This window comes from Pandoraea sp. PE-S2T-3, from assembly GCF_002179965.1.
Lineage (GTDB): Bacteria > Pseudomonadota > Gammaproteobacteria > Burkholderiales > Burkholderiaceae > Pandoraea.
In genome coordinates this window covers 432494-452700 of record NZ_NGUQ01000037.1, presented here as the reverse complement: position 1 = coordinate 452700, position 20207 = coordinate 432494, and the positions used below count along the sequence as shown (strand labels likewise).

Here is a 20207-nt window from a genome sequence, read left to right as displayed (position 1 = left end):
TCATCACGTCAGGCAGACGCGGACCGCATCAAGGCGATGGGTTGAGTTCGTGCAGGAATTGCAGAATTTCGCGACCGAGGGCGTCATCCCCCGTATCGATGTGGGCAACGACCGACGTGTGGTTGTGATCGCGCACCTGAACAAAACGCGGTGCGCGCTTGTCACGTTGCGACAGTCGATGGCAGAACTCGAGCGCGTAGGTATCGAGATGGGGATTCTCGAATTCCGCGACGACGACCATCACGGGCACCGGCAGTGCATCGGCATGAGCCATGGGCGCGTCCGCCTCATGACGCGCCGCGTCAGCGCCGTAGTACGCCACCACACCCGGCGCATTCGGGTTGTCGGGCAACACATCGGCACGCAGTCGCGCACTGATCAACACCGTGCCCGCCACTTCCGGTTGGGCCGGACGCAGACGCGGATCGCACAGATAGCTGGCCACATGCGAGCCACCCGCCGAATGGCCGATAAGCAGAATGCGCGACATATCGGCACCCGCTGCGCCCGCGTACTCGCCGATGTGACGATGCACCCAGCGCATGGCGTCGGCCACGTCCTGCGCGCCACCCGGGAATGCGGCTTCCGGCGCCAGCCGGTATTCCACATTCACCGCCAGACAGCCATGACGCGCGAAATAGCGCGGTACGTTGCCATAGATCTGCGTGTTGGCACTCATGTCCCCTCGCACGAACCCGCCGCCGTGCACGAAGACGACGATCGGCATCGGCGCATCGGGCATCGGGTTCGGCCGATACACGTCGAGCCGATGCCGGGCATGCGCGCCGTAAGCGACGTCGCGTACGACGTCGTAGCCATCGGTCGCTGCGGCGTCGGCTTTTTCAAGCAGCGGCGTGTAAGCGTCGAGTACCGCGCGGCGGCCGGCAGCAATATCGTTTGTCCACACACGCCCAAGCGCGCGCATCACCTCGCGCGCGATCTGCCAGTCGGCCACCGGGGGCGTTGCCTGCGACATCAGTAGACTCCCATCAATTGCGAGAGCTGCGCGATGTAGCCGGCGTAGCGCGGGTGCTGTTTGATCGTCTGCGGTGCGCGCGGGCGCGGCAGATCGATCGTCACTTCTTCCACGATCTTGCCGGGACGCGCCGACATCACGATGACGCGATCGGACAGGAATACCGCCTCTTCGATGCTGTGCGTGACCAGCAGCACCGTCTGCCGGTGCTCCTGCCAGATGCGCAGCAGCTCGACGTTGAGGTTGTCGCGTGTGAGGGCGTCAAGCGCGCCGAACGGTTCGTCCATCAGCAGAACCTTCGGCTCAAGCGCGAGAATCTGGCCAATCGACGCACGCTGGCGCATGCCGCCCGACAGTTCGTGCGGATGGTGATCCGCGAACTGCGACAGGCCTAGCATTTCCAGCAGCGCGGCCACGCGCGGCTCGCTCTTCTCCTTCGGAATCTTGCGCAGGCTCGTACCAAGCAACATGTTTTGCCGCACGGTCAGCCATGGCAGCATGTTGCTCGTCTGGAACACCACGCCGATCTCCGGCACCGGGCGCGTCACGCGCTGCCCCGCCACGCGAATCTCGCCGCCGTCGTGCGGCACCAGCCCCGCGACAATGCGCAGCAGCGTGCTCTTGCCGCAGCCGCTCGCGCCGAGAATCGACACGAACTCCTGATCGGCGATGGACAACGACACGTCGTCGAGAATTCGGACCGGTGCCGATTTGCGCGCCTTGCCCGCGAACGTCTTGTCGATGTGGCGAATCTCGATCATCGCCTCATCGATTTGGGCCGCCGGTGCGTGACCGGCATCCACCGAAGGGGCGGCCTGCGCCGCCGAGTGCAGTTTCGTCACGGTATTCATACGTTGATTCCTCGCCACCAGACCATGCGTGCCAGACGCTCGATCACCCAGTACAGCACCACGGCCAGCAGCGTCACCATCAGGATCGCCGCGAACATCACATCGGTACGGGCCGCCGCCGAGGCGAACACGATCAGATGCCCCAGCCCTTCTTCCGAACCGATGAACTCACCGACGATGGCGCCGATCACCGCGAGCGGCATGGCGATCTTGAGACCGTCCGCAAACGCGGGCAGCGCCGCCGGCAGATACAGCCGCCAGAAGGTGTCCCACGGGCTGGCACCCAGCGCCCGGAAATGCTCGTCGAGGTTCCGTGCCACCGAGGCAAGGCCGCCCATGGTGGCGACCACCACCGGGAAGAAAGCGAACAGGAACGTGGACGCCAGCTTGGACGCGAAGCCGTAGCCGAACCACACGATCATGAGCGGCGCGAGCGCGATCTTCGGCATGCTTTGCAGCGCCGTGACGAGCGGGTAAAGCGTGCGGCGCGCGAAGGCGCTGTAGCTGATCACCACGCCAATCAGCAGGCCGCCCGCCACCGCCGCCACGAAGCCCGTCAGCACTTCAACGGTCGTGACCCACGTATCGGCCAGCATCTGCGGATGGATTTCCCAGGCGGCGCGAAAGATCGCTGACGGTGGCGGCATCAGGTACGACTGCACCTTGAAGTACGACACGGCCAGTTCCCACAGGGCGAGCAGTACGCCCCAAAATACGATCGTCTGTGCGATGCGTTTCATGTGATGTCTCCTCCAGATTGCCGGCGCGTTACGACTTGCCGCCCGACTTATCCTTGACCATCCCCGGCGGGGGCGGCACCACAAAACGCTCGAAACGGAACCGGTCGAAGCTCTCGATATTGCGCTCCCACACCTTCGCTTCGTACGGGTGCTCGGCGTCGATCTGGGTCATCTCGCAATACAGCTCGACGTTGTTGCCGTCCGGGTCCTTGAACACGAGGAAGTAGTTCGCGCCCGGGCCGTGGCGGCCAATGCCGCGCACGATCTCGACGTTGCGCGCGCGCAGCACGTCGACCGCCTTCTCCATCTCTTCCACACTCTCGACGAGGTACGAGAAGTGCTCCATGCCCGGGCGGCTGTAGCGCGGCAGGTCATCGATGTCGGGCGAGTTCTTCGGAATCTGCGAGAGCGCCAGATCGTGGTGATCGCTGCCGGCACGCAGAAAGACCATCTGATCGTCGATCCAGTCGGACACGGTCAGGCCCAGCACTTCGGTGTAGAACTTCACCGACTTCTGGATATCGCGCACGACCAGCACCAGATGGCCGAGACGCTTGGGTTTGAGGCTTGTCATCTCCACTCCTTGCTTTGCTTCTAATCGGGGGCTTGCGAAGGGTATTACGGTGTTACGAGAGGCTTGCTGCGGCGCCTCACTCGACGAACTGATTGGTGTAGATGTCGGTGGCCTTCAGCGTGGGCGGCAGGTTGAACGCGTCGCGCACGAACTTCGCGGTGGCCTCCATGCGCGGCACGGGCACCCAGCCGGGCTTATGGCCCTTGGTTTCCGCGTCGCTGCCCAAGCCGTTGATCTGCTTGACCTGTTCCAACATGACCTGCTTGTCGAGCATCGGGTATTGCGACGCGATGATGCCGGCGGACTCTTCCGGGTGCTCACGCAGCCACGCGTAGCCGCGATACGTCGCCTGCACGAAACGGCGCACAACGTCGGGCTTCTGTGCAATCAGCTTTTCGGTCGTCACGAGGCCGTTGCCGACCATGTCGAGACCGAAGTCGCGATAGCGCAGCATGCCGATCTCACGGCCCTGTTTGGCTGCCAACGCGCGCAGCACGGGCAGGTTCGCCCCTTCCCAGCACTCGGTCAGGTCGATTCGGCCTTGCAGGAACGACGGATTGATGGTCGACGGATCAAGGCGCAGCAGCTTAACCGACGCCGGCGGCAAGCCATTGGCCTTCAGCCATGCCGGTACGATATTTTGCAGCGGCGATGCCCCGCCGCCGCCCATCGTCAGGCCCTTGAGGTCAGCCGGTTTGGTAATCGTGCGGCCGGGTTTGACGAGATAGCAGATCGCCCCGGGCCAAGCCACGTTGACCGAACCGACCATTACCGTCTTGCCACCCTGCGCGCGATTGAGCATCACACTGATCGGGTCGCCATAGCCAAAGTCGAACAGTCCCTGATCGACTTCGTTGACGGTGCGCTGACCGCCATGACCGGCGATGGCCGAGACATCGAGCCCGGCCTCGCGGTAAAAGCCCTTGTTGATGGCGACCAGCACGCCACCGGTACTGCCCTGCGGCAGCCATGAGAGGTTGAACTTCACTTTCTCCTGCGCGGCGACCGGCGTCGCCCACAGGGCGCCAGCGCCCACGGCGCCGATGGTTCCGATGGATCCGAGAGTTCCGACGCACGCGAGCGCCGTCCACCAACGCTTTGCCCACTGCCACTGCTGCATTGCTGCCTCCTCCTGGCCGCCGCTCTAGCGGCCTTTGTTATTTGCGCTGTGCCACGACGCGGTTCTCGATGGCGCCAATGCCCTCGATGCCCGCCACCATGACGTCACCCGCCTTGAGATACACGCCACGCCCCATGCCCACGCCGGTCGGCGTGCCCGTAGCGATCAGATCGCCGGGCTTGAGCGTGAGGATGCCGGACAGGTAAGCGATCTGCTCCGCAATGTTGAAGATCATCCCTGCCGTCGTGTCGTCCTGCATCGACTCGCCGTTGACCGACAGCGTCATGCGCAGGTTCTGGGGATCGCGAATGACATCGCGCGGCACAAACCACGGCCCCAGAGGAGCGAAGGTATCGAAACTCTTGCCGCGAAACCAGTCGTGCGTAAACGGATAGTCGGTGCGGCGGTTGAGATCTCGTGCGCTCACGTCGTTGATCACCGTGTAGCCCGCGATCCACTCGTGGGCTTGTTCCACCGGTACGTGGCGGCCCGGACGGCCAATCACCACGGCCAGTTCGACCTCCCAGTCGACGCGCTCGGCATTGGGCGGCAGCACCACGTCGGTGTTGGTGGCCGTCACGCTGGTCTCGGCTTTCATGAACATGTAGGGCGAGCTTTCGCTGCGCGGCGCGAGCTTCGTGCCCATTTCGGCCGCATGTTCGTAAAAGTTCGACGCCGTGGCGAAGATCCGGCCCGGCTGATACGGCACGCACAGGCGGTATTGACTCGTTTCCAACGCGCTGACCTTGTTCACCACACCAGCATCCAGCGCCTGACGCACGGCCGTCATCACGGTCTCGCCATGCACATACCAGTCGGAGAGCAGCGCCGTCAGATTCTGCGCCGCCAGTGCGCCGTCGTCGTTACCTGCGCCCGTGTGGCGCAGCACGGCTTCCAGATCGTACAGGCGGCCATGTTGCACCAGTGCCGTACGGCGATCAGCACCGGCTCCCGGTGCCAGCGATTCATAAGTTGCGATACCAAACCAAGTCACACCTTCCTCCTATCTCTTTACTGAAATTCGATGTCGCTTACGCGCATCGGTTGTCTTTTTGATTGCTCTATGAACATACAATACATAGCATATGTATACATGGCAATTAATTTGTATTTTATTTTTCAATCCTTCCTAACACAGCGATCAACCAGCGAACAAGGCACCCATGAACGACGCTCCCCTGATGCTCAATCTCATCGCACTGGCCCCGCAGGCACGCGCGCAATTGCTGGCCGCCGGCGTGCGGATGCACGACGTGAACCCGCGCGCGCTGGCCGATTCAAGTGCGCTCGCCCACGCCACCGATGCCGCCGATCGCGCTGCCATCGCCTCGGCGCGTCTGGTGCTCACCAACGGCACGACCGGACTCACCGCCGCACAGATGCAGGCGCTGCCGCAGCTCGAACTCGTTTGCGCCTTTGGCGCTGGGTTCGAAAACATCGACGTGACCGCCGCCACGGAACGCGGCATTGCCGTCGCCCATGCGCCCAACACCAACGGCGAGACGGTGGCCGATCACGCCTTGGCCCTGATGCTCGCCGTGTCGCGCGGCCTCGTGACCCTCGACCGCGCCGTGAAAGCCGGTGGCTGGGAGTCGCATCGCGCGCCTCGTCCGACGCTCAACGGCGCGCGACTCGGCGTCGTCGGTCTCGGCAACATCGGTCAGGCGATCGCCCTGCGCGCGGCAGGCTTCGGCATGTCGATCGGCTATCACACCCGCACGCCACGCACGGACGGTCCAAGCCACGCATGGCAGCACTACGCCAACGTCAGTGAACTGGCCCGCGACAGCGACTTCCTCGTACTGGCCTGCCCCGGCGGCCCCGCCACGCATCATCTGGTCAGCACCGAGGTGCTGGCGCAACTCGGCCCGAAAGGCTTTCTGGTGAACGTGGCGCGTGGCAGCGTGGTCGATACCGTGGCGCTGATCGAAGCGCTGTGCGACGGCGTCATCGCCGGTGCCGCGCTCGACGTCTACGAGACCGAACCCGAGGTGCCGTCGGCACTGCGCATGCTCGAGAACGTGGTGCTCACGCCGCACATCTCAGGCCGCTCACCTGCCGCCTTGCAAGCGCAGATCGACGTCCTGCTGGCCAACGTGCGCGCCCATCTCTCTCGTCTGCCGTTGTTTGCTGCGGTGAACACCGTGCGCGGTAACAGAACGTCCGGATAAAAAAAGAAGCGGGCAACCGGGAGACCATCGGAGGTTGCCCGCCTCAACACTTCACCTTGGAGGTCCTGTGAAGTCGCCAGCGGTGGCGGCACGCATTGGCAGACTTCGCCAGCGCGTGCCGCAGCGTCACGCCAAATCACACCAATTCAATCAAACTGCGCTTACCGTGCCGGCCAGGGTTTGGCCGGGGCACCCATCACCGGCTCGCCCAGCAGCGGGCTCGACAGTGCATATGCGCCGTTTTCGGTGAAAGCCCACATGATGTTGCGGTCGTACTCGGTGTACATCGCGAACACGCCCTTGCCCAACGTGTACACAGGCAGCTCGGTTTCATCGGCCAGGCCCGGCACGAAGTAGCCCGCGATGGTCGGCTTGGCCGGGTCCTTCACGTCGAAGATCTGCACGCCCGCGCTATAGAACGAGTACGGCACGATGCCCTGACGCCACGTCCCCGGTTGCCCGATGGAGTTCGAACGCTTCGGACCGTAGTTGCCGCCGCGCTGGCAGAAGCTGGTGAACGGTGCGCCTTCGGGCACCTCCGGCTCTGGCAGCTTGGCCGCGACCTTCATCTTGGCGGGGTTACGCGCGTCGACGACGAAGATGTCCTTGTACGGCTCGTAGCAATCGCGGTTCATCGGGTAGCCGCTGGTGAGCACGTAACCGGTGCGCTCGTACTGGCTGACGTCCGCGTTGTCGTATTCGGTGCCTGCGAAGCTCGGGGCCGTATTCACGTTGCCGAGTACCTTCGGATGCGCCGGATCGGCGAGATCGAACGACCACAGTCCCAGACCACCCATCGCACCGAAGCCCACCTTGCCGCCCTGCTCCAGCGGTTTGGGCAGGAAGATCGGCATACGCGAGCCCATCCACGACGTGCGATTGCCTGCGCGCGCGTTCTGGAGATATGCCTGCTCATGCTCGGCGTTGCCGAGGATCTGGCCGGGCACCGAAATCTGCGAGACGAACTTCGGGTTGGCCGGGTCCGACATATCCCACACTTGATAACCCGGCGAATACAGATAGTTCGGGTATTCGGAGAGCGCGTAGCTGTCGTCGGGTGCCGCCGACAGAATCATGTACTTGCCGCCGTAGAACTCCGGCGAATCGAGCGAGCCCGAACCGCGTTGCTCGCCCACCGGCGCATTCGGACGCGTGTAGTCGGTGGTGCGCGTGGCGATCAGCTTCCAGTCGGACGGCAGCGGGCCGTTCATCTCGAAGACCTTGAAGCCCTTCAGATCGTTGTAACTGCGCTGTGCGGCAACCTTGTCCGGCTGCTTCGACTTGTCGGTCATCAGGCCATAGCGGCCGATTTCGAACGACGCGACGAGAATCGGCTTGCCGAGCTTCTTGTTCCAGACGATGGTCGCGCCGCCCAGATAGTCGTGCACGTTGTTCGGGTCGAACTTCTCGCTCGAACCCTTCGGGCCCCACACGCCACCCTTCGAATACACGACCTTGCCGTTGGCCGGATCGGTCACGTCCATGATGCGCAGGTAGTCGCGGTCGTGGATGTACAGATAGCGCTTGCCGTTGAAGTCGGCGATGTTGTTCCACGCATGGAACGGCGAATCCACGCCCGGGTAGAAGGCGAGCACCTTCACGTTCTTGGTGTAGCTCTTCTTGTCCCAGTACGGCAGTTCACCCGGGAATTTCTGACCGGTGTGCACTTCGGGCGTGGCCTTCGGCCAGATGAACTTGCCGGTGGCCGGGTCCATGCCGTAGTCGACGCCGGGCTTGAGCGGCTTGGGGGAGCGATCCGGGGTCAGGCGCAGCCAGCCGGCCAGATACGGGTCTTTCACGTTCGGCGTGCCGGGCGTGCCCGACGGTTGCGCGTCGGCTTGTGCTGCGGGGGCTGCATTGGTCGCGGCAGGTTCGGACTCCGGTGCCGATGCGTGGGCAGCGAGCGTCATCGTCAGCGCAGCGAGTACCGCCGTGGCGGTGAGCGATACGCCGAGTGTGGGCTTGCGAAACATGTCTTCCTCCTTCGTTTCAAAGTCTTCTCGCCGGCACAGCGCGTGCCGGCGGCGTGGATTCTGGTGAATTCAGATACGTGGATCAGAATGCGTGGCGGATACCCAGTTGCACACCCGACGGATTCTGATTGCCGTTCGGCGTGACCTGGAACGTCACCGGGTAATGCACCGTCGTGTCGTTGCTGTGCTGCACGTGCGCGTAGGTCGCGTAAAGCGTGGTGCGCTTGGACATGCCGTACATGTAGCCGATCACGAAACCGTTGGCGTTCGAGAGCGCCTTGTTGTCGTCGTCCTGACGGTGGACAAAGCTCGCGTAGAAGCGATGACGGTCGGTCAGCGCGTAGCGAACCCCGGCCTGTACGTCCCAGCCGCGCACGTTGAACGCGACGTACGGCGGGTACGCGTAGTAGCCGTTGTACGTGTGATAGATCAGGGTCGGCTCGACGCTGCCGAATTTGTAGGTCGCGGCAAAGTAGTTGTCGCGCGACGAGTGAATCTGGCTCGGCGAGTAGATGTCGCGCGTGTATTGCAGCTCGCTCACGGCGCCGAGGAAGATGCCGCCGTTGCGGTACTCGACGGCGGCCGACAGGAAGCGCCCGGCGCGCGTTGTATCGCCCACGCCCGTGGTCGCCATGAAGCGCGCCATCAGGCCGTTCCAGCGCGGCGTGTTGTACGAAATGGCGTTGTCCACGCGGTACGACGCGTAGAAGAACTCCATGTTGTTGACCATACTGAAGTCGGCCGCCCAGCTCGGGTCGGCATAACCGGCAATCCAGTACGACGGCGTGAATTGGCGGCCCAGCGAGACTTCACCCCACGGGCCCTTGAGGCCGACAAACGACTGACGCGCCTGTGCCGATTGGGTGCCGTTGTTCGCCGAGAACATCGGCTCGTAGGTGAAGAAGGCGCGATTGCCGCCGCCCAGTTCTTCAAAGCCGCTCAAATTGAAGCGAGAGTTGTTCAGACCGCCGCTCGACATGCGGGTGACCTTGCCGCCATTAGCGCCCGATTGCCACAACTGCTCGATGTTCAAGTCCACAAAACCCGAGAGCGTGACGCCTCCGGAAGATTGCGCGTATGCGCCCCCTTGCATTGCGCCCAGTAGCAATGCACCTAACACTCGCTTCTTCATGCCGTCTCCTCAGAATTCTCGTTTTATTTGCGGCGCCCCTTGTTGGGTGTCTGCCGCTCGCCCGTTGTATGTATACAATCTTTCGAATGATTATACATAGCAAAGAAATTGAATTTCTACCGCTATTTGTTTATACAAACGGGCTGTTTTTTTATAGCGGGTTACCCCTGATATGCGGTGTCCGCCGCCGGCACACCGTGGCCGGCGGGGAAATGGCGCCCCAAAACAAGCGGCGCGTGATGCGGGTCAAAGACCCTTGCGGTCGGCTTGCAGACCCTCGTGACGCAGCTTGGGCGCGTCATCGTTGCCCGTGCCGTCTTTCGATGCACCGCCCCAGCCGTGGGCAGTCACGTCGAAGATCACGCCGTTCGTGTCGAAGAACTTGACCTCGTAGAAGATGTTGCTTTTCACCGGCACTTCGCCCATGTAGTAACGCCCGCCGGCCGCTTCGATCTTGGCGCGCGTGGCTTCGACGTCATCGACCCAGATGCCGATGTGATGCAGGCCCACGAACTCGCGGCCGCGGTCGCCGGCGGCTTCATCGTTCTTGTAATTGAGCAACGCGAGGTTGATGACGCCGTCGGACAGGTACACGCCACGGGCGAGCGACGAGTCGGTTTCGCCAACTTTCTTGAAGTCGAACGCCTGCATGTAGAACTCGGCCGCCTTCCAGGGGTCGGGCACGGAAAGCGCGATATGACGCAGTTTGGCCATGATGGAATGTCTCCTTCGTATCGATAGGTCACGTGTGTGACGAACAGAGGCTTGCCGGGGGCCGGCAAACTCACATGTATACTATCTCAGTGAATTGCATTCCAAAATGCATTTTTGAATACAACATTGCGATACCGATCAACAAAATCTCCTGCCATTCCCTTCGAATGGGGCGTCAGGCCACAACTTCGGGAAAAAATACCCTTATAATCCGCATGTATACAATCCGAGCCAATTCAAGTCGATTCAAAAAATAATGCACGTCCACGCAACGAGATAACTAACCATGGCCGAAACCATTGCCGCCCGAATCTGCCGGGAGTTGACCGACGAGATCATCGACGGTCGCCTGCCGCCAGGACGGAAGCTGGAAGAAGTTGTGCTGGCCGAACGTTTCAAGGCCTCGCGCACGCCGATTCGCGAAGCCCTGCGCGAGTTGAACGCGCGCGGCCTGATTGAACTCACGCCGCATAAGGGCGGGGTCGTCGCCAGCATCAGCGTCGACGATCTGTCCGACATGCTCGAAGCGATGTGCGAACTCGACGCGCTGTGCTGCCGTCTGAGCGCCCAACGCATGAGCGCCATGCAGAAGAAGCAGTTGGAAATGCTCCACGTTCAGAGCAAGCAATGCATGGATGCCGGTGACGAAGCCGGGTACCTCGCGCTCAACCGCGAGTTTCACCAGTTGCTGAGCGCCGGTACGCAAAACAAGACGCTGATGGCACTGATCGACAGCCATCGCGAACGTCTGGCGCCGTTCCGCGCCGCGCAATCGGATGTCGAGGAACGTTTCACCGTGTCGTTCGACGAGCACGAGAAAGTCGTCGAAGCGGTGCTCGCCTCCGATGCCGAGGGCGCCTATAACGCCATGCGCAGCCACACCGCGCGATTGAGCATTCATGTGCTCGACCGCCTGCAACACAACCGTAATTCGTAAGCCTTCATCCATACCCGCCCGGGCCGCATCGGTCCGGGCGGCGTCGTTTCAATCCGCCGTTTTGTAGTTTTTGACGGATCGCACCGCACGACGCGCGAAGCCAACGTTCTCAACGTATTGCTCGCAAACGTCGCCTATGAGTCTCAGCGCAGTGCAACGCCGATAGGTTGTCGCGCCCTTTCCCGCCTTCTAGCTTCCACAAATGAAACGCGAGGCATCGCTTTTCGCCGCGCGTCGTGCCCGTCGCCTCTCGGACTGACGGCATCTCGCTCTACCCATTTGTGGAGACTTATATGTCTGAAGTTACTGATGTACTCGTCGCGATCGACACCAAGGCGGTTCTCGATCGGTATGGCCGGAACAGCAGCATGTCGAATCCGCCGTTGATCGACGCCAAGCACGTGTTCATGATCGTCACGCAGAAGAACGTTGTCAGCGGCCAAGCCGGCGGCGAGCTTGATGTCGCCGCACGTATCGGCGACGTGATTCGCTGGCGGGAAAATTCGCTCTCGCTGGGCTTCGAAGAGTCGTGCATTTTCTACAAATTCGTGAGCACTCAGGTCAAGTTGATCTCCGATCCCTCGCCGCGCGAGGCCGAAGTCAAAATTCCCGTGCCCAATCCGGACGACCCGTCCAAGCCGAAGAAACAACAGGTCTCGAACTACTTCTGGTCTTGCGAAACGCTCAAGACCGGCCGCGTGACGTATCACTTCCAGTTTCAAATTTTGGATCGCAGCGGCAATCTCTGCGGCTGCTATCAATGGGATCCGTTCATCAGCATTCGTAACGACTGAGCGCGCTGACTGAACCCCCGCTCCTCATTTGGCGGCGATCCACCGCTCGGTGGATCGCGCGACCTCACGCCTCACGGCAAGGAATTCACGATGACCAAAGACAAGCCGCCCCACGCGCGCGAGGCGAGCGCCGCCGGTGCTAACGTATTGCTCGTCATCGATACCGGCGCGCTGCTCGCCGGGGAATCCGAGCCCGCTTGTTGCTACGCACTATGCAACGGCCTGGACTCGCTACTGACAAGCAACGACGGGCAACTTCATCTCAATGCCGTGGCCGGCGGGCAGGTACGCGTCAGGTGGTCGCCGACCGCCGTACGCGGCGAGCACGCCGTACTGCTCAACTTGCAGTTGGCCAACGAGGACGTGCTGACGAATCTGACACTGCAAAGTCACCCCGAGGCCACCGTCCGAGTGCCGCAGATGGGAGAACCGATCGAGTTTGAAGCGCGTCCCGCACACGATGCGTTCTGGCAACTCGACGTCGCCGCCGAAGGCAGCGTGGAATTGACGCTAAAGGCCATCGTGACGGATCGCGACGCGGAAATCGCCGGTACGTTCGAATGGCCACTGAGCATCGTCGTCGGCTGAGGTCATCGCCCGGGAGGTCCGGGCATCACTCAACTATTTAGAAATCGAATGCCATGCATTTTGATATTTAATTTGTCGATGCGCGGTCCGTTCGCTATCTTGTAAGTCTTTCCCCGCACTTCACGCCCCCACGCGACCCCGCGGCGCTATTGCGCCAACCCCAGCCAACCTGAAGGAAGGCAGCGCCAGCGAGGCCCCGGGCAGCTTAGAGGCCGCTCCATGACTCACCGCGTTTTCGTCGGCGCCGTTGGTGCCGACGGCAGTCCCCTCTACCTCGCCACGCGCGACGGACGCTTCACGTACGTCGGCCCTCAAGCCCCCGACACAGGCAGTGCCCAAGTCATCGATCTGCAAGGCAAGCTGGTCTTGCCCGGCTTTGTCGACGGGCATATCCATCTCGACAAGAGCTTTCTCGGTGACCGCTGGCGACCGCATCGTCCGGCCGCCACGCTGCGCGACCGGCTGGCCGCAGAAAAAGAGGAAATCGCCGCCGCCGCGCCGATGACCCAACGGGCCGACGCGCTCATGCGCCAGTGCGTCGCCTTCGGCACCGTGGCCATGCGCTGCCACGTGGATGTCGACGCCAGCACGGGCCTCACGCATCTGCACGCCGTCATGGCGATGCGCGATCAATGGCGCGATCTGCTCGACATCGAACTCGTGGCCTTCCCGCAAGCGGGCGTCATGACCTGCCCGGGCACGGCCGAGGTTCTCGAAGCCGCCGTTCGCGAAGGCGTGCAAGTCGTGGGCGGTATCGATCCGACCACGCTCGATGGCGACGCTCAAGGGCAACTGAGCGTCGTGTTCGGCATTGCCGAGAAGCACGGCACGAAGATCGACATTCATCTGCACGAACCGGGTGAGACGGGCCTCGCGCAACTGCACCGCATCGCCGCCCGGACGCAGGCGGCAGGCTTGCAAGGCCGTGTGTCGGTGAGTCATGCCTACGGGCTGGGCGATATCGGCCCCGCAGAACTCGACGTGATCGCCCGTGCGCTGGCCGATGCGGGTGTCTCGATCATGACCAACGCCCCCGGCGACCGCGCGTTCCCGCCGATTCTGCGGCTGCGCGAAGCGGGCGTACGGGTGTTCACCGGCAACGACAATATTCAGGACAGCTGGTGGCCGTACGGCAACGGCGACATGCTGCAACGCGCGATGCTGATCGGCTATCGCTCGGGCTTCTATACCGACGAACACCTGCAAGTCGCACTCGATATGGGCACATATGCCGCCGCCGCCGTGATCGGCAAGGCCGACTACGGTCTTCGAGTGGGCAGTGAAGCGAGCTTCGTCGTGTTCGACGCACCCAACGCTGCCGCTGCCGTTGCTGCCGCACCGGCTGCCCGCGCGGTGATTCGTCACGGACGTTATTGGGGCGGCCCGGCGCAACTCGCGCTGGACGCCGCCCTGTTGAAGGACACAGCAGGGTCCACCCCGACCTGACTGTCATGCGCGGTGCCGGGCCTGCGCGAGGTCATGGCACCGTTGGCGTTCGTCGCGCCGAGGTGAAGCACACTGCGCGCGCCCCCAGGCGCAGGGTGTAGCCGAGGCAGTCGAAGACGAGCGATGGGGAGAAAAACTAGCGTTATCAGGAGTCACTAGCAATGTCGAAGACCACGTATTACGCGCCGCACGGCGGGCATCCGGCTCAAACGGAACTGCTCACCGACCGCGCCATGTTCACCGAAGCGTATGCCGTCATCCCCAAGGGCGTGATGCGCGACATCGTGACGAGCCATCTGCCGTTCTGGGACAACACGCGCCTGTGGGTGCTGGCCCGTCCGCTCTCGGGCTTCGCCGAGACGTTCGCGCAATACATCATGGAAGTGGGCGCCGGCGGCGGCAGCGACAAGCCGGAGCAGGACGACAAGGCCGAAGGCGTGCTCTTCGTCGTCGAAGGCGAGATCACGGTGACGATTCAGGGCAAGGCGAACACGCTCACGCCGGGCGGCTACGCGTTCATTCCGCCCGCCACCGACTGGCAACTGCGCAACCAGAGCCAGAGCACGGCGCGCTTCCACTGGATTCGCAAGCACTATCAAGCCGTGGAAGGTCTGCCGTATCCGGAGCCGTTCGTGAAGAACGAGCAGGACGTCGAGCCGATTGCCATGCCGGGCACCGACGGCCGCTGGGTCACCACGCGCTTCGTCGACATGCAGGACATGCGCCACGACATGCACGTGAACATCGTCACGTTCCAGCCGGGCGGCGTGATCCCGTTTGCCGAGACGCACGTCATGGAGCACGGCCTGTATGTGCTCGAAGGCAAGGCCGTCTACCGTCTGAATCAAGACTGGGTGGAAGTGGAAGCCGGTGACTTCATGTGGCTGCGCGCGTTCTGCCCGCAGGCTTGCTACGCCGGCGGCCCCGGCCCGTTCCGCTACCTGCTGTACAAGGATGTCAATCGCCACATGAATCTGACGCTGGGCGCACAGCCGCGTTAAGGATCATGCAGGATGGAGCCGTCGCAAATTAGCGGCACATCGCGATGGATCAGGCCGGTCGGCGACACGCCGCACCGGCCTTTTTTCATGCATTGCGGCACGACTTCGCGGATCGTGTTTTCGATTCCAGCATACCGACCAGCACCTTGGCGAGTGCCTTGACCATCGCGTCCGCCGTGGGTCGATGAAAGATCGCCAGCTCGAACGTGTCGACCACCGGCAGCCCCTGTGCGCGCCCCAGCACGACGTGGCCCGGCAACACCGCGCGCGGCGGCACCAGACTGACGCCCATACCGTCGGCCACCGCCCCCTGAATACCGCTCAGGCTCGAACTCGTGAAGCTGATGCGCCAGTTGCGGCCCATGGCTTCGAGTGCGTTGATCATGTCGTCGCGATACAGGCCACGCGTCGGAAACGTGACGAGCGGCACGGGGTCGAGTTGAAACGAGGGATGGGTCGCACTGTCGATCCACGCCAGCTTTTCCGGCCGGCATGCCACCGATTCCCGGCTGTTGCGCCGCTGTTTGACGAGCACGAGATCCAGCTCGCCGTGATCGTAGCTGCCGAGCAGATCGCGGCTCAGGCCGCTCGTAACTTCGAGTTTGACTTGCGGATACTGCCGGTTGAAACCCGCAAGTACCTGCGTCGTCGCCCCCGTCACGAAATCCTCCGGCACGCCGAGGCGCACCGTCACGGCAACCACGGCCCCCGAGAGCGCTTCGAACATCTGATCGTTGAGCGCAAGCATCTGACGCGCGTAGCCGAGCAGCATTTCACCGGCATCGGTGGCGTGGACTTCGCGGTTGCCGCGATCCAGCAGCTTGTGTCCGACCATGTCTTCGAGCCGGCGCACCTTCTGACTGACGGTGGACTGGGTCGAGTGCAGCCGTGCGGCAGCCGTCGTAAAACTGCCGCAGTCAGCCACCATGATGATGGAGCGCAACAGATCCAGATCGAAAAGCGGTCGATTCGATTTCGCACTGCCGGCCATAGTTACTATTTGAATTGTCGATGGGCAGTCGATCTTGTATCACGCGCGACAGGTGCCCGACAACTGGGGTTTCACGGCGTTGTCGGGCACCCTTTCCTGCGATTTCCGCTGAATTTCGAATCGTGCGGCGTTACACCCCCAAGGCACGCCCGTCGCTGCGCGGGTCGTGCGCCCCGCTCATCTGCCCTTGCGCGCTGATACGAATGGCGCCGGGGTGCCCGGCCAGTTGGCTCTGCGCGGGCAACGGACTCATCTCATGCCCACGCGCAGCAAGGTCCGTGAACACGGCCGCCCCGGCATCCTGTTCCAGTTTGAGGCTATCGCGGCTGTCCGAGAACGTTTTGCCCAGCAGAAAGCGCGGACGGCCGAGCGCGGTTAGCGGGTCCATGCCGTAGTCGATCAGGCGGGTGAGCACCGCGGCCAGCGTCTGCGGCTGACCGTCGGCACCCTGTGTGCCATAGAGCAGGTGCGGACGCCCCTGCTTGAGATACATGCCCGGATTGAGCGTGTGGAACGGGCGCTTGCCGGCACGCAACACGTTCGGACTGCTCTCGTCGAGACTGAACGACGCGCCCCGGTTGTGCCACAGCACGCCCGTGTCACCCAGCACCGCGCCGCTGCCCCAGTCGAAATAGACCGTTTGCAGCATGCTCACGCAGTTGCCCTCACTGTCTGTGGCGCCGATGTAGACCGTATCACCCGTCTTGTACACATGCGGCCAAGGCATCGCGCGATCCATGCGGATGCTTCTCGCGTGGGCGTCGAGCGTTGCGCTCGCCAGCAAACGATCGACCGGCACATCGACAAAGTCCGGGTCGGCGACATACCGGTTGCGGTCGATGAAGGCAAGCTTCACCGCTTCGACCAGCACGTGGTAATAGTCCGCGCTCCCCTCCGGCATCGATGCCAGATCGAAGCGATTGAGAATGCCCATGATCTCGAGCGTCGTCACCCCTTGCGTGGGCGGACGCAGTCCAATCAACTCGCCGTCGCGATACGGCACACGCAACGGCACTTCCTCGCGCGCCTGCGTCTTGGCGATATCGTCGAGCGTAAGCGGCGAGCCAACCCGCTTCAGTCCCGCCGCGACACGGGCGGCCAGATCACCTTCATAGAATTCGCGTCCGCCGTGGGTCGCAATGCTGTCGAGACTGCGCGCCAATGCCGGCTGGACAAACTGTTCTCCGGCTTGAGGAATGCGGCCATTCGGCATGTACACCGAGGCGAAGCCTTCCCAGCCCGATAGTTCGTTCGCACGCAGCGTCTGCCAGAATTGCTGCGACGGCGTGACCGGAAAACCATTGGCCGCGTATTCAGTCGCACGCGAGAACAACGACGACCACGCCTGCTTGCCGCCCCATTGCGTGCGGCCGAATTCGAACGCCTTCTCCCAGATCGCGACGGTGGCGGCCGTCGTCAGTGCCGCGCCGGGGCCGCGCACGGGGATCTCCCCGCGATAGGCCGGCAGCTTTGCCGCCGATTGCCCGATGCCGGACAGCGTGCGCACGTTGCCATCGCGATCGCTGATGACCATGAACGCATCGCCGCCCAGCCCGGTGAAATGCGGATACGTCACGCTCAGCACGGCACCGATGGCAATGGCGGCTTCGATGGCGTTGCCGCCTGCGCGCAACACTTCAAGACCGGCCTCGCTGGCCAGTTCGTGCGGGCTGGTAACCATGCCGCGCGTCGACTGCGCGAGACGCGGATCGCCACGTGTGGCGGATGCTGCGGACGCCGCAGTTGCCGGTGCTGCCGTAGCCGCCTCGGCGGTCGCAGCGGTCGCGGCAGTTGCGGCAGTTGCGGCATTTGCGACGGGCAACACTGCGCTGCCGGCCAGTGCCGCCGTGCTCATCAGAAAATCGCGGCGCGTGGTCCCGCCGTCCCCCGTCATGCCCGAATGTGTCGCTGACAGCCCTGCGGCCGTTGCCTGTGTCGTCGACGGCCTGGCGGCCGTTTTTCCTGCGAACGTCATACCCCCTCCCTGCGTGGTGTTATCTCGCGGCGAGACGCGCCCGACACCGGCAAGCGCCCCGCCGCCACATGCGATGACATGCAGACTGATGTGCTTCAGCCGTGTGCCTCAGTCGTGGGCTTCAGACTTCGGCCTTCCAGCCCTTCCAGTTGCGGTGATGCGTGACTTCCGGGGCCGAGTAGCGCTCCTTCACCCACGCGTACACCGGGCCGAGCGCGTTCATGGCGATGGCCGCACCGAGCGCCGCCATCGGGTCTTGCGGCACGGGACCGAAGCCGCCGAACAACGTGGCGAAGTACGTGGCAAAGCCGAAGAACATGCCCGGAATGAAGTTCAGGCCCGGGAACACGCGAGCGAGCGCCATCATCGTGCCGTTACCGGTGAAGAGAATCACCATCTCGGCCAGCACGAGCGTGTTGCCGGTGAACTGCGTCGAGGCCTGTTTGAAACCGAGCACGATCAGGAACGCGAAAAACGACCCGACCGGCAACGTGGCCCAGATGCGTTTGAGATTGACCAGACTCGGCCCGCCCATGGCGAACGTGGCGGCCCAGCTGATGAAGATCGCCCACGGCGGCAGGTGCAGCGGCAGCATGGCAATCGGGATGGTCGTGACAGCAAGTAGCGAGGCAACAACTTCCGCAGGCAGCTTCTTCATGATTGTCTCCTTGAGTTTTATAAGCACTTCATTGCGCACAACAACATGAATGGCGGTGGATTTCGCAGCGATGCTCTGTCACCACCGTGATGCGCCCGCGCTTGATCACCCATGAGCGAGGCGGGATATCGAGCAGTGCGTCGGCAACTTTGTAGGTATCGAGAATGACGAGGTCGGCCTGCTTGCCCACGGCAATGCCGTAGTCGTGCGACAGACCGATGGCGCGCGCGGCGTTATGCGTGCCCATGTCGAGGATGGCCTGCTGATGCTCCGGCACCCCGAATTGCGCCACGTGGGCGAGCAGGTTGCCGATGAGCAGCATGTCGGCCTTGCCGAACGGCGTGAACGCGTTGCGCACGTTGTTCGACGAATACGCGACGTTCACGCCTGCGCTGTGCAGTGCCTTGACCGGCGTGAGCCCGCGACGCTGGTTCTGCTGGTCTTTGCGGCCGCCCAGATAAAGGTCGGTGGCCGGCAGCGTCACGATGCTGATGCCGGCGAGCCGGATCTGTTCGATGACGGGCGCGAGCGTGTCGTTGTCGAGCGCCCCGAGACTCGTCACGTGCCCGAGTGAAACGCGCCCCTGATAGCCCGTCTCGATGGTTTTCTGCGCGATGTAAGAGATGGCGGCGAAGCGCTGATCGCTGGTGTCGTCGGCAAAATCGGCGTGCATGTCGACGGGCGCATCGAAGCGTTGCGCCAGCTCGAACACGATGTCGATGTGGCGCTTGGTGTCGTCCCAGTTCAGTTCGTTGTACGGGCACCCGCCGACCACGTCCGCCCCCATGCGCAGCGCGTCGATCATCAACTCGTAGGTGCCCTTCGACTTGAGAATGCCCTCCTGCGGAAACGCCACGATCTGCAAGTCGAGCAGGCTGTTGTACTCGTCCTTGAGCGCGAGCAGCGTCTCCACACCGATCAGCCCCTGAATCAGATCGACGTCCGGGTGAGCGCGCACGGCCACCGTGCCGTGCTTCACCGCCATGTCGAGCACCTGACGCGAGCGGTCGAGCACGTCTTCGCGCTCTTGCTTGCTCTTGAGAATGCCGGTCACGCGAATGGCTTCGTCGAGCGTGCCGAAGCGCGCCGGCAGGCGGCGGTGCAGCAGCGCCTTGTCCAGATGCAGGTGAGCTTCGATGAGACCGGGGATCGCCGCCCGCCCCTGTGCATCGATGATCTCGTCCGCCGAGGCGTCGATACCGGGCTCCAGCGCAACGATGCGCCCGCCTTTGATTGCTATGTCCACGAGCGGCGCTTCATCGCGCACGCACACGTTGTTGATCAGCAGGTCCACATGCATGGTGCGGTCTCCTCAGGTCTCGAATGTTGTCGATGTTGTTGTTGATAGGGATGCAAGTGCGGTGTAACGGCGGCCGGGGTGGCATTCGGCATTCGCCCCGCGGGGCGGGACTGGACTGGCCTTGGTTGGTTTGTACTGATACTCAGGTTATGGGAGTGCCTCGACGCGGGGCATCGGGATTTGCTGGTTTTCGTCTAAGAATTTCCCTAGACGCGGTGCAGCATTGGTTGGCGAGGGAGTTTGCGAGGGAAATGGGCGTGCATACG

General features: G+C 62.9%; 19 protein-coding genes. 6 read left to right on the top strand and 13 right to left on the bottom strand.

Translation table 11 applies throughout. The features are described 5' to 3' along the window. Nucleotides 1–28 precede the first annotated feature (28 nt). The 6 genes from CDV46_RS24290 to CDV46_RS24265 all read right to left on the bottom strand — a co-directional run bounded on the left by CDV46_RS24290 (nucleotide 29) and on the right by CDV46_RS24265 (nucleotide 5255). Nucleotides 29–976, bottom strand: a complete 948-nt coding sequence (locus CDV46_RS24290; protein WP_087725500.1) for an alpha/beta hydrolase — start codon at nucleotides 974–976, stop codon at nucleotides 29–31. Continuing rightward, nucleotides 976–1827, bottom strand: a complete 852-nt coding sequence (locus CDV46_RS24285) for an ABC transporter ATP-binding protein (protein ID WP_087725498.1) — start codon at nucleotides 1825–1827, stop codon at nucleotides 976–978. Before CDV46_RS24285 ends, CDV46_RS24290 begins: the two co-directional genes overlap by 1 nt. Continuing rightward, on the bottom strand, nucleotides 1824–2567 hold the full coding sequence (locus CDV46_RS24280) for an ABC transporter permease (RefSeq protein WP_058378496.1): 744 nt from the start codon (nucleotides 2565–2567) through the stop codon (nucleotides 1824–1826). The genes CDV46_RS24285 and CDV46_RS24280 overlap by 4 nt, the downstream gene beginning before the upstream one ends. Nucleotides 2568–2595: 28 nt before the next feature. Then, nucleotides 2596–3141 carry a VOC family protein gene (locus CDV46_RS24275; protein WP_087725496.1) on the bottom strand — a complete coding sequence of 182 codons (546 nt, stop codon included), beginning with the start codon at nucleotides 3139–3141 and terminating at the stop codon, nucleotides 2596–2598. Between the two features lie 76 nt (nucleotides 3142–3217). After that, the gene (locus CDV46_RS24270; RefSeq protein ID WP_087725494.1) at nucleotides 3218–4261 is read right to left on the bottom strand and encodes an ABC transporter substrate-binding protein; all 1044 of its coding nucleotides are present in this window, start codon (nucleotides 4259–4261) and stop codon (nucleotides 3218–3220) included. Between the two features lie 37 nt (nucleotides 4262–4298). Then, on the bottom strand, nucleotides 4299–5255 hold the full coding sequence (locus tag CDV46_RS24265) for a fumarylacetoacetate hydrolase family protein (RefSeq protein WP_087687725.1): 957 nt from the start codon (nucleotides 5253–5255) through the stop codon (nucleotides 4299–4301). Nucleotides 5256–5424: 169 nt separating this feature from the next. Here CDV46_RS24265 and CDV46_RS24260 point away from each other — a divergent pair, with 169 nt between their 5' ends. Then, complete coding sequence (locus CDV46_RS24260; protein ID WP_087725492.1) at nucleotides 5425–6432, top strand: 2-hydroxyacid dehydrogenase; 1008 nt, start codon at nucleotides 5425–5427, stop codon at nucleotides 6430–6432. A 161-nt stretch (nucleotides 6433–6593) separates the two neighbouring features. Here CDV46_RS24260 and CDV46_RS24255 read toward each other — a convergent pair whose 3' ends face one another. The 3 genes from CDV46_RS24255 to CDV46_RS24245 all read right to left on the bottom strand — a co-directional run bounded on the left by CDV46_RS24255 (nucleotide 6594) and on the right by CDV46_RS24245 (nucleotide 10251). Beyond that, nucleotides 6594–8405, bottom strand: coding sequence for a hypothetical protein (locus CDV46_RS24255; RefSeq protein WP_087725490.1), 1812 nt, complete (start codon nucleotides 8403–8405; stop codon nucleotides 6594–6596). Between the two features lie 82 nt (nucleotides 8406–8487). Next, nucleotides 8488–9537, bottom strand: a complete 1050-nt coding sequence (locus CDV46_RS24250; RefSeq protein WP_087687728.1) for a porin — start codon at nucleotides 9535–9537, stop codon at nucleotides 8488–8490. 246 nt (nucleotides 9538–9783) lie between these two features. After that, entirely contained in the window at nucleotides 9784–10251 is a 468-nt protein-coding gene (locus tag CDV46_RS24245; RefSeq protein WP_254916205.1) for a VOC family protein, read from the bottom strand. A 286-nt stretch (nucleotides 10252–10537) separates the two neighbouring features. Here CDV46_RS24245 and CDV46_RS24240 point away from each other — a divergent pair, with 286 nt between their 5' ends. The 5 genes from CDV46_RS24240 (at nucleotide 10538) to CDV46_RS24220 (ending at nucleotide 15017) form a co-directional block, all read left to right on the top strand. After that, complete coding sequence (locus tag CDV46_RS24240) at nucleotides 10538–11188, top strand: GntR family transcriptional regulator (protein WP_087687730.1); 651 nt, start codon at nucleotides 10538–10540, stop codon at nucleotides 11186–11188. Between the two features lie 293 nt (nucleotides 11189–11481). Next, complete coding sequence (locus CDV46_RS24235) at nucleotides 11482–11982, top strand: inclusion body family protein (RefSeq protein WP_087687731.1); 501 nt, start codon at nucleotides 11482–11484, stop codon at nucleotides 11980–11982. Nucleotides 11983–12072: 90 nt separating this feature from the next. Continuing rightward, the gene (locus CDV46_RS24230; protein WP_087725487.1) at nucleotides 12073–12570 is read left to right on the top strand and encodes an AidA/PixA family protein; all 498 of its coding nucleotides are present in this window, start codon (nucleotides 12073–12075) and stop codon (nucleotides 12568–12570) included. A gap of 219 nt (nucleotides 12571–12789) precedes the next feature. Further along, entirely contained in the window at nucleotides 12790–14016 is a 1227-nt protein-coding gene (locus CDV46_RS24225; RefSeq protein ID WP_087725485.1) for an amidohydrolase family protein, read from the top strand. Between the two features lie 161 nt (nucleotides 14017–14177). Continuing rightward, on the top strand, nucleotides 14178–15017 hold the full coding sequence (locus CDV46_RS24220; RefSeq protein ID WP_087687734.1) for a bifunctional allantoicase/(S)-ureidoglycine aminohydrolase: 840 nt from the start codon (nucleotides 14178–14180) through the stop codon (nucleotides 15015–15017). 85 nt (nucleotides 15018–15102) lie between these two features. Here CDV46_RS24220 and CDV46_RS24215 read toward each other — a convergent pair whose 3' ends face one another. From CDV46_RS24215 to CDV46_RS24200, 4 genes are all read right to left on the bottom strand, one after another. Then, on the bottom strand, nucleotides 15103–16008 hold the full coding sequence (locus tag CDV46_RS24215) for a LysR substrate-binding domain-containing protein (RefSeq protein ID WP_087725483.1): 906 nt from the start codon (nucleotides 16006–16008) through the stop codon (nucleotides 15103–15105). Nucleotides 16009–16138: 130 nt separating this feature from the next. Beyond that, a complete protein-coding gene (locus CDV46_RS24210; protein WP_441339362.1) occupies nucleotides 16139–17689 on the bottom strand; it encodes a gamma-glutamyltransferase family protein in 1551 nt (516 codons plus the stop codon). Nucleotides 17690–18104: 415 nt separating this feature from the next. After that, nucleotides 18105–18641, bottom strand: coding sequence for a DUF1097 domain-containing protein (locus CDV46_RS24205; RefSeq protein WP_058378482.1), 537 nt, complete (start codon nucleotides 18639–18641; stop codon nucleotides 18105–18107). A gap of 28 nt (nucleotides 18642–18669) precedes the next feature. Further along, on the bottom strand, nucleotides 18670–19941 hold the full coding sequence (locus CDV46_RS24200) for an amidohydrolase family protein (protein ID WP_058378481.1): 1272 nt from the start codon (nucleotides 19939–19941) through the stop codon (nucleotides 18670–18672). Nucleotides 19942–20207: the final 266 nt, after the last annotated feature.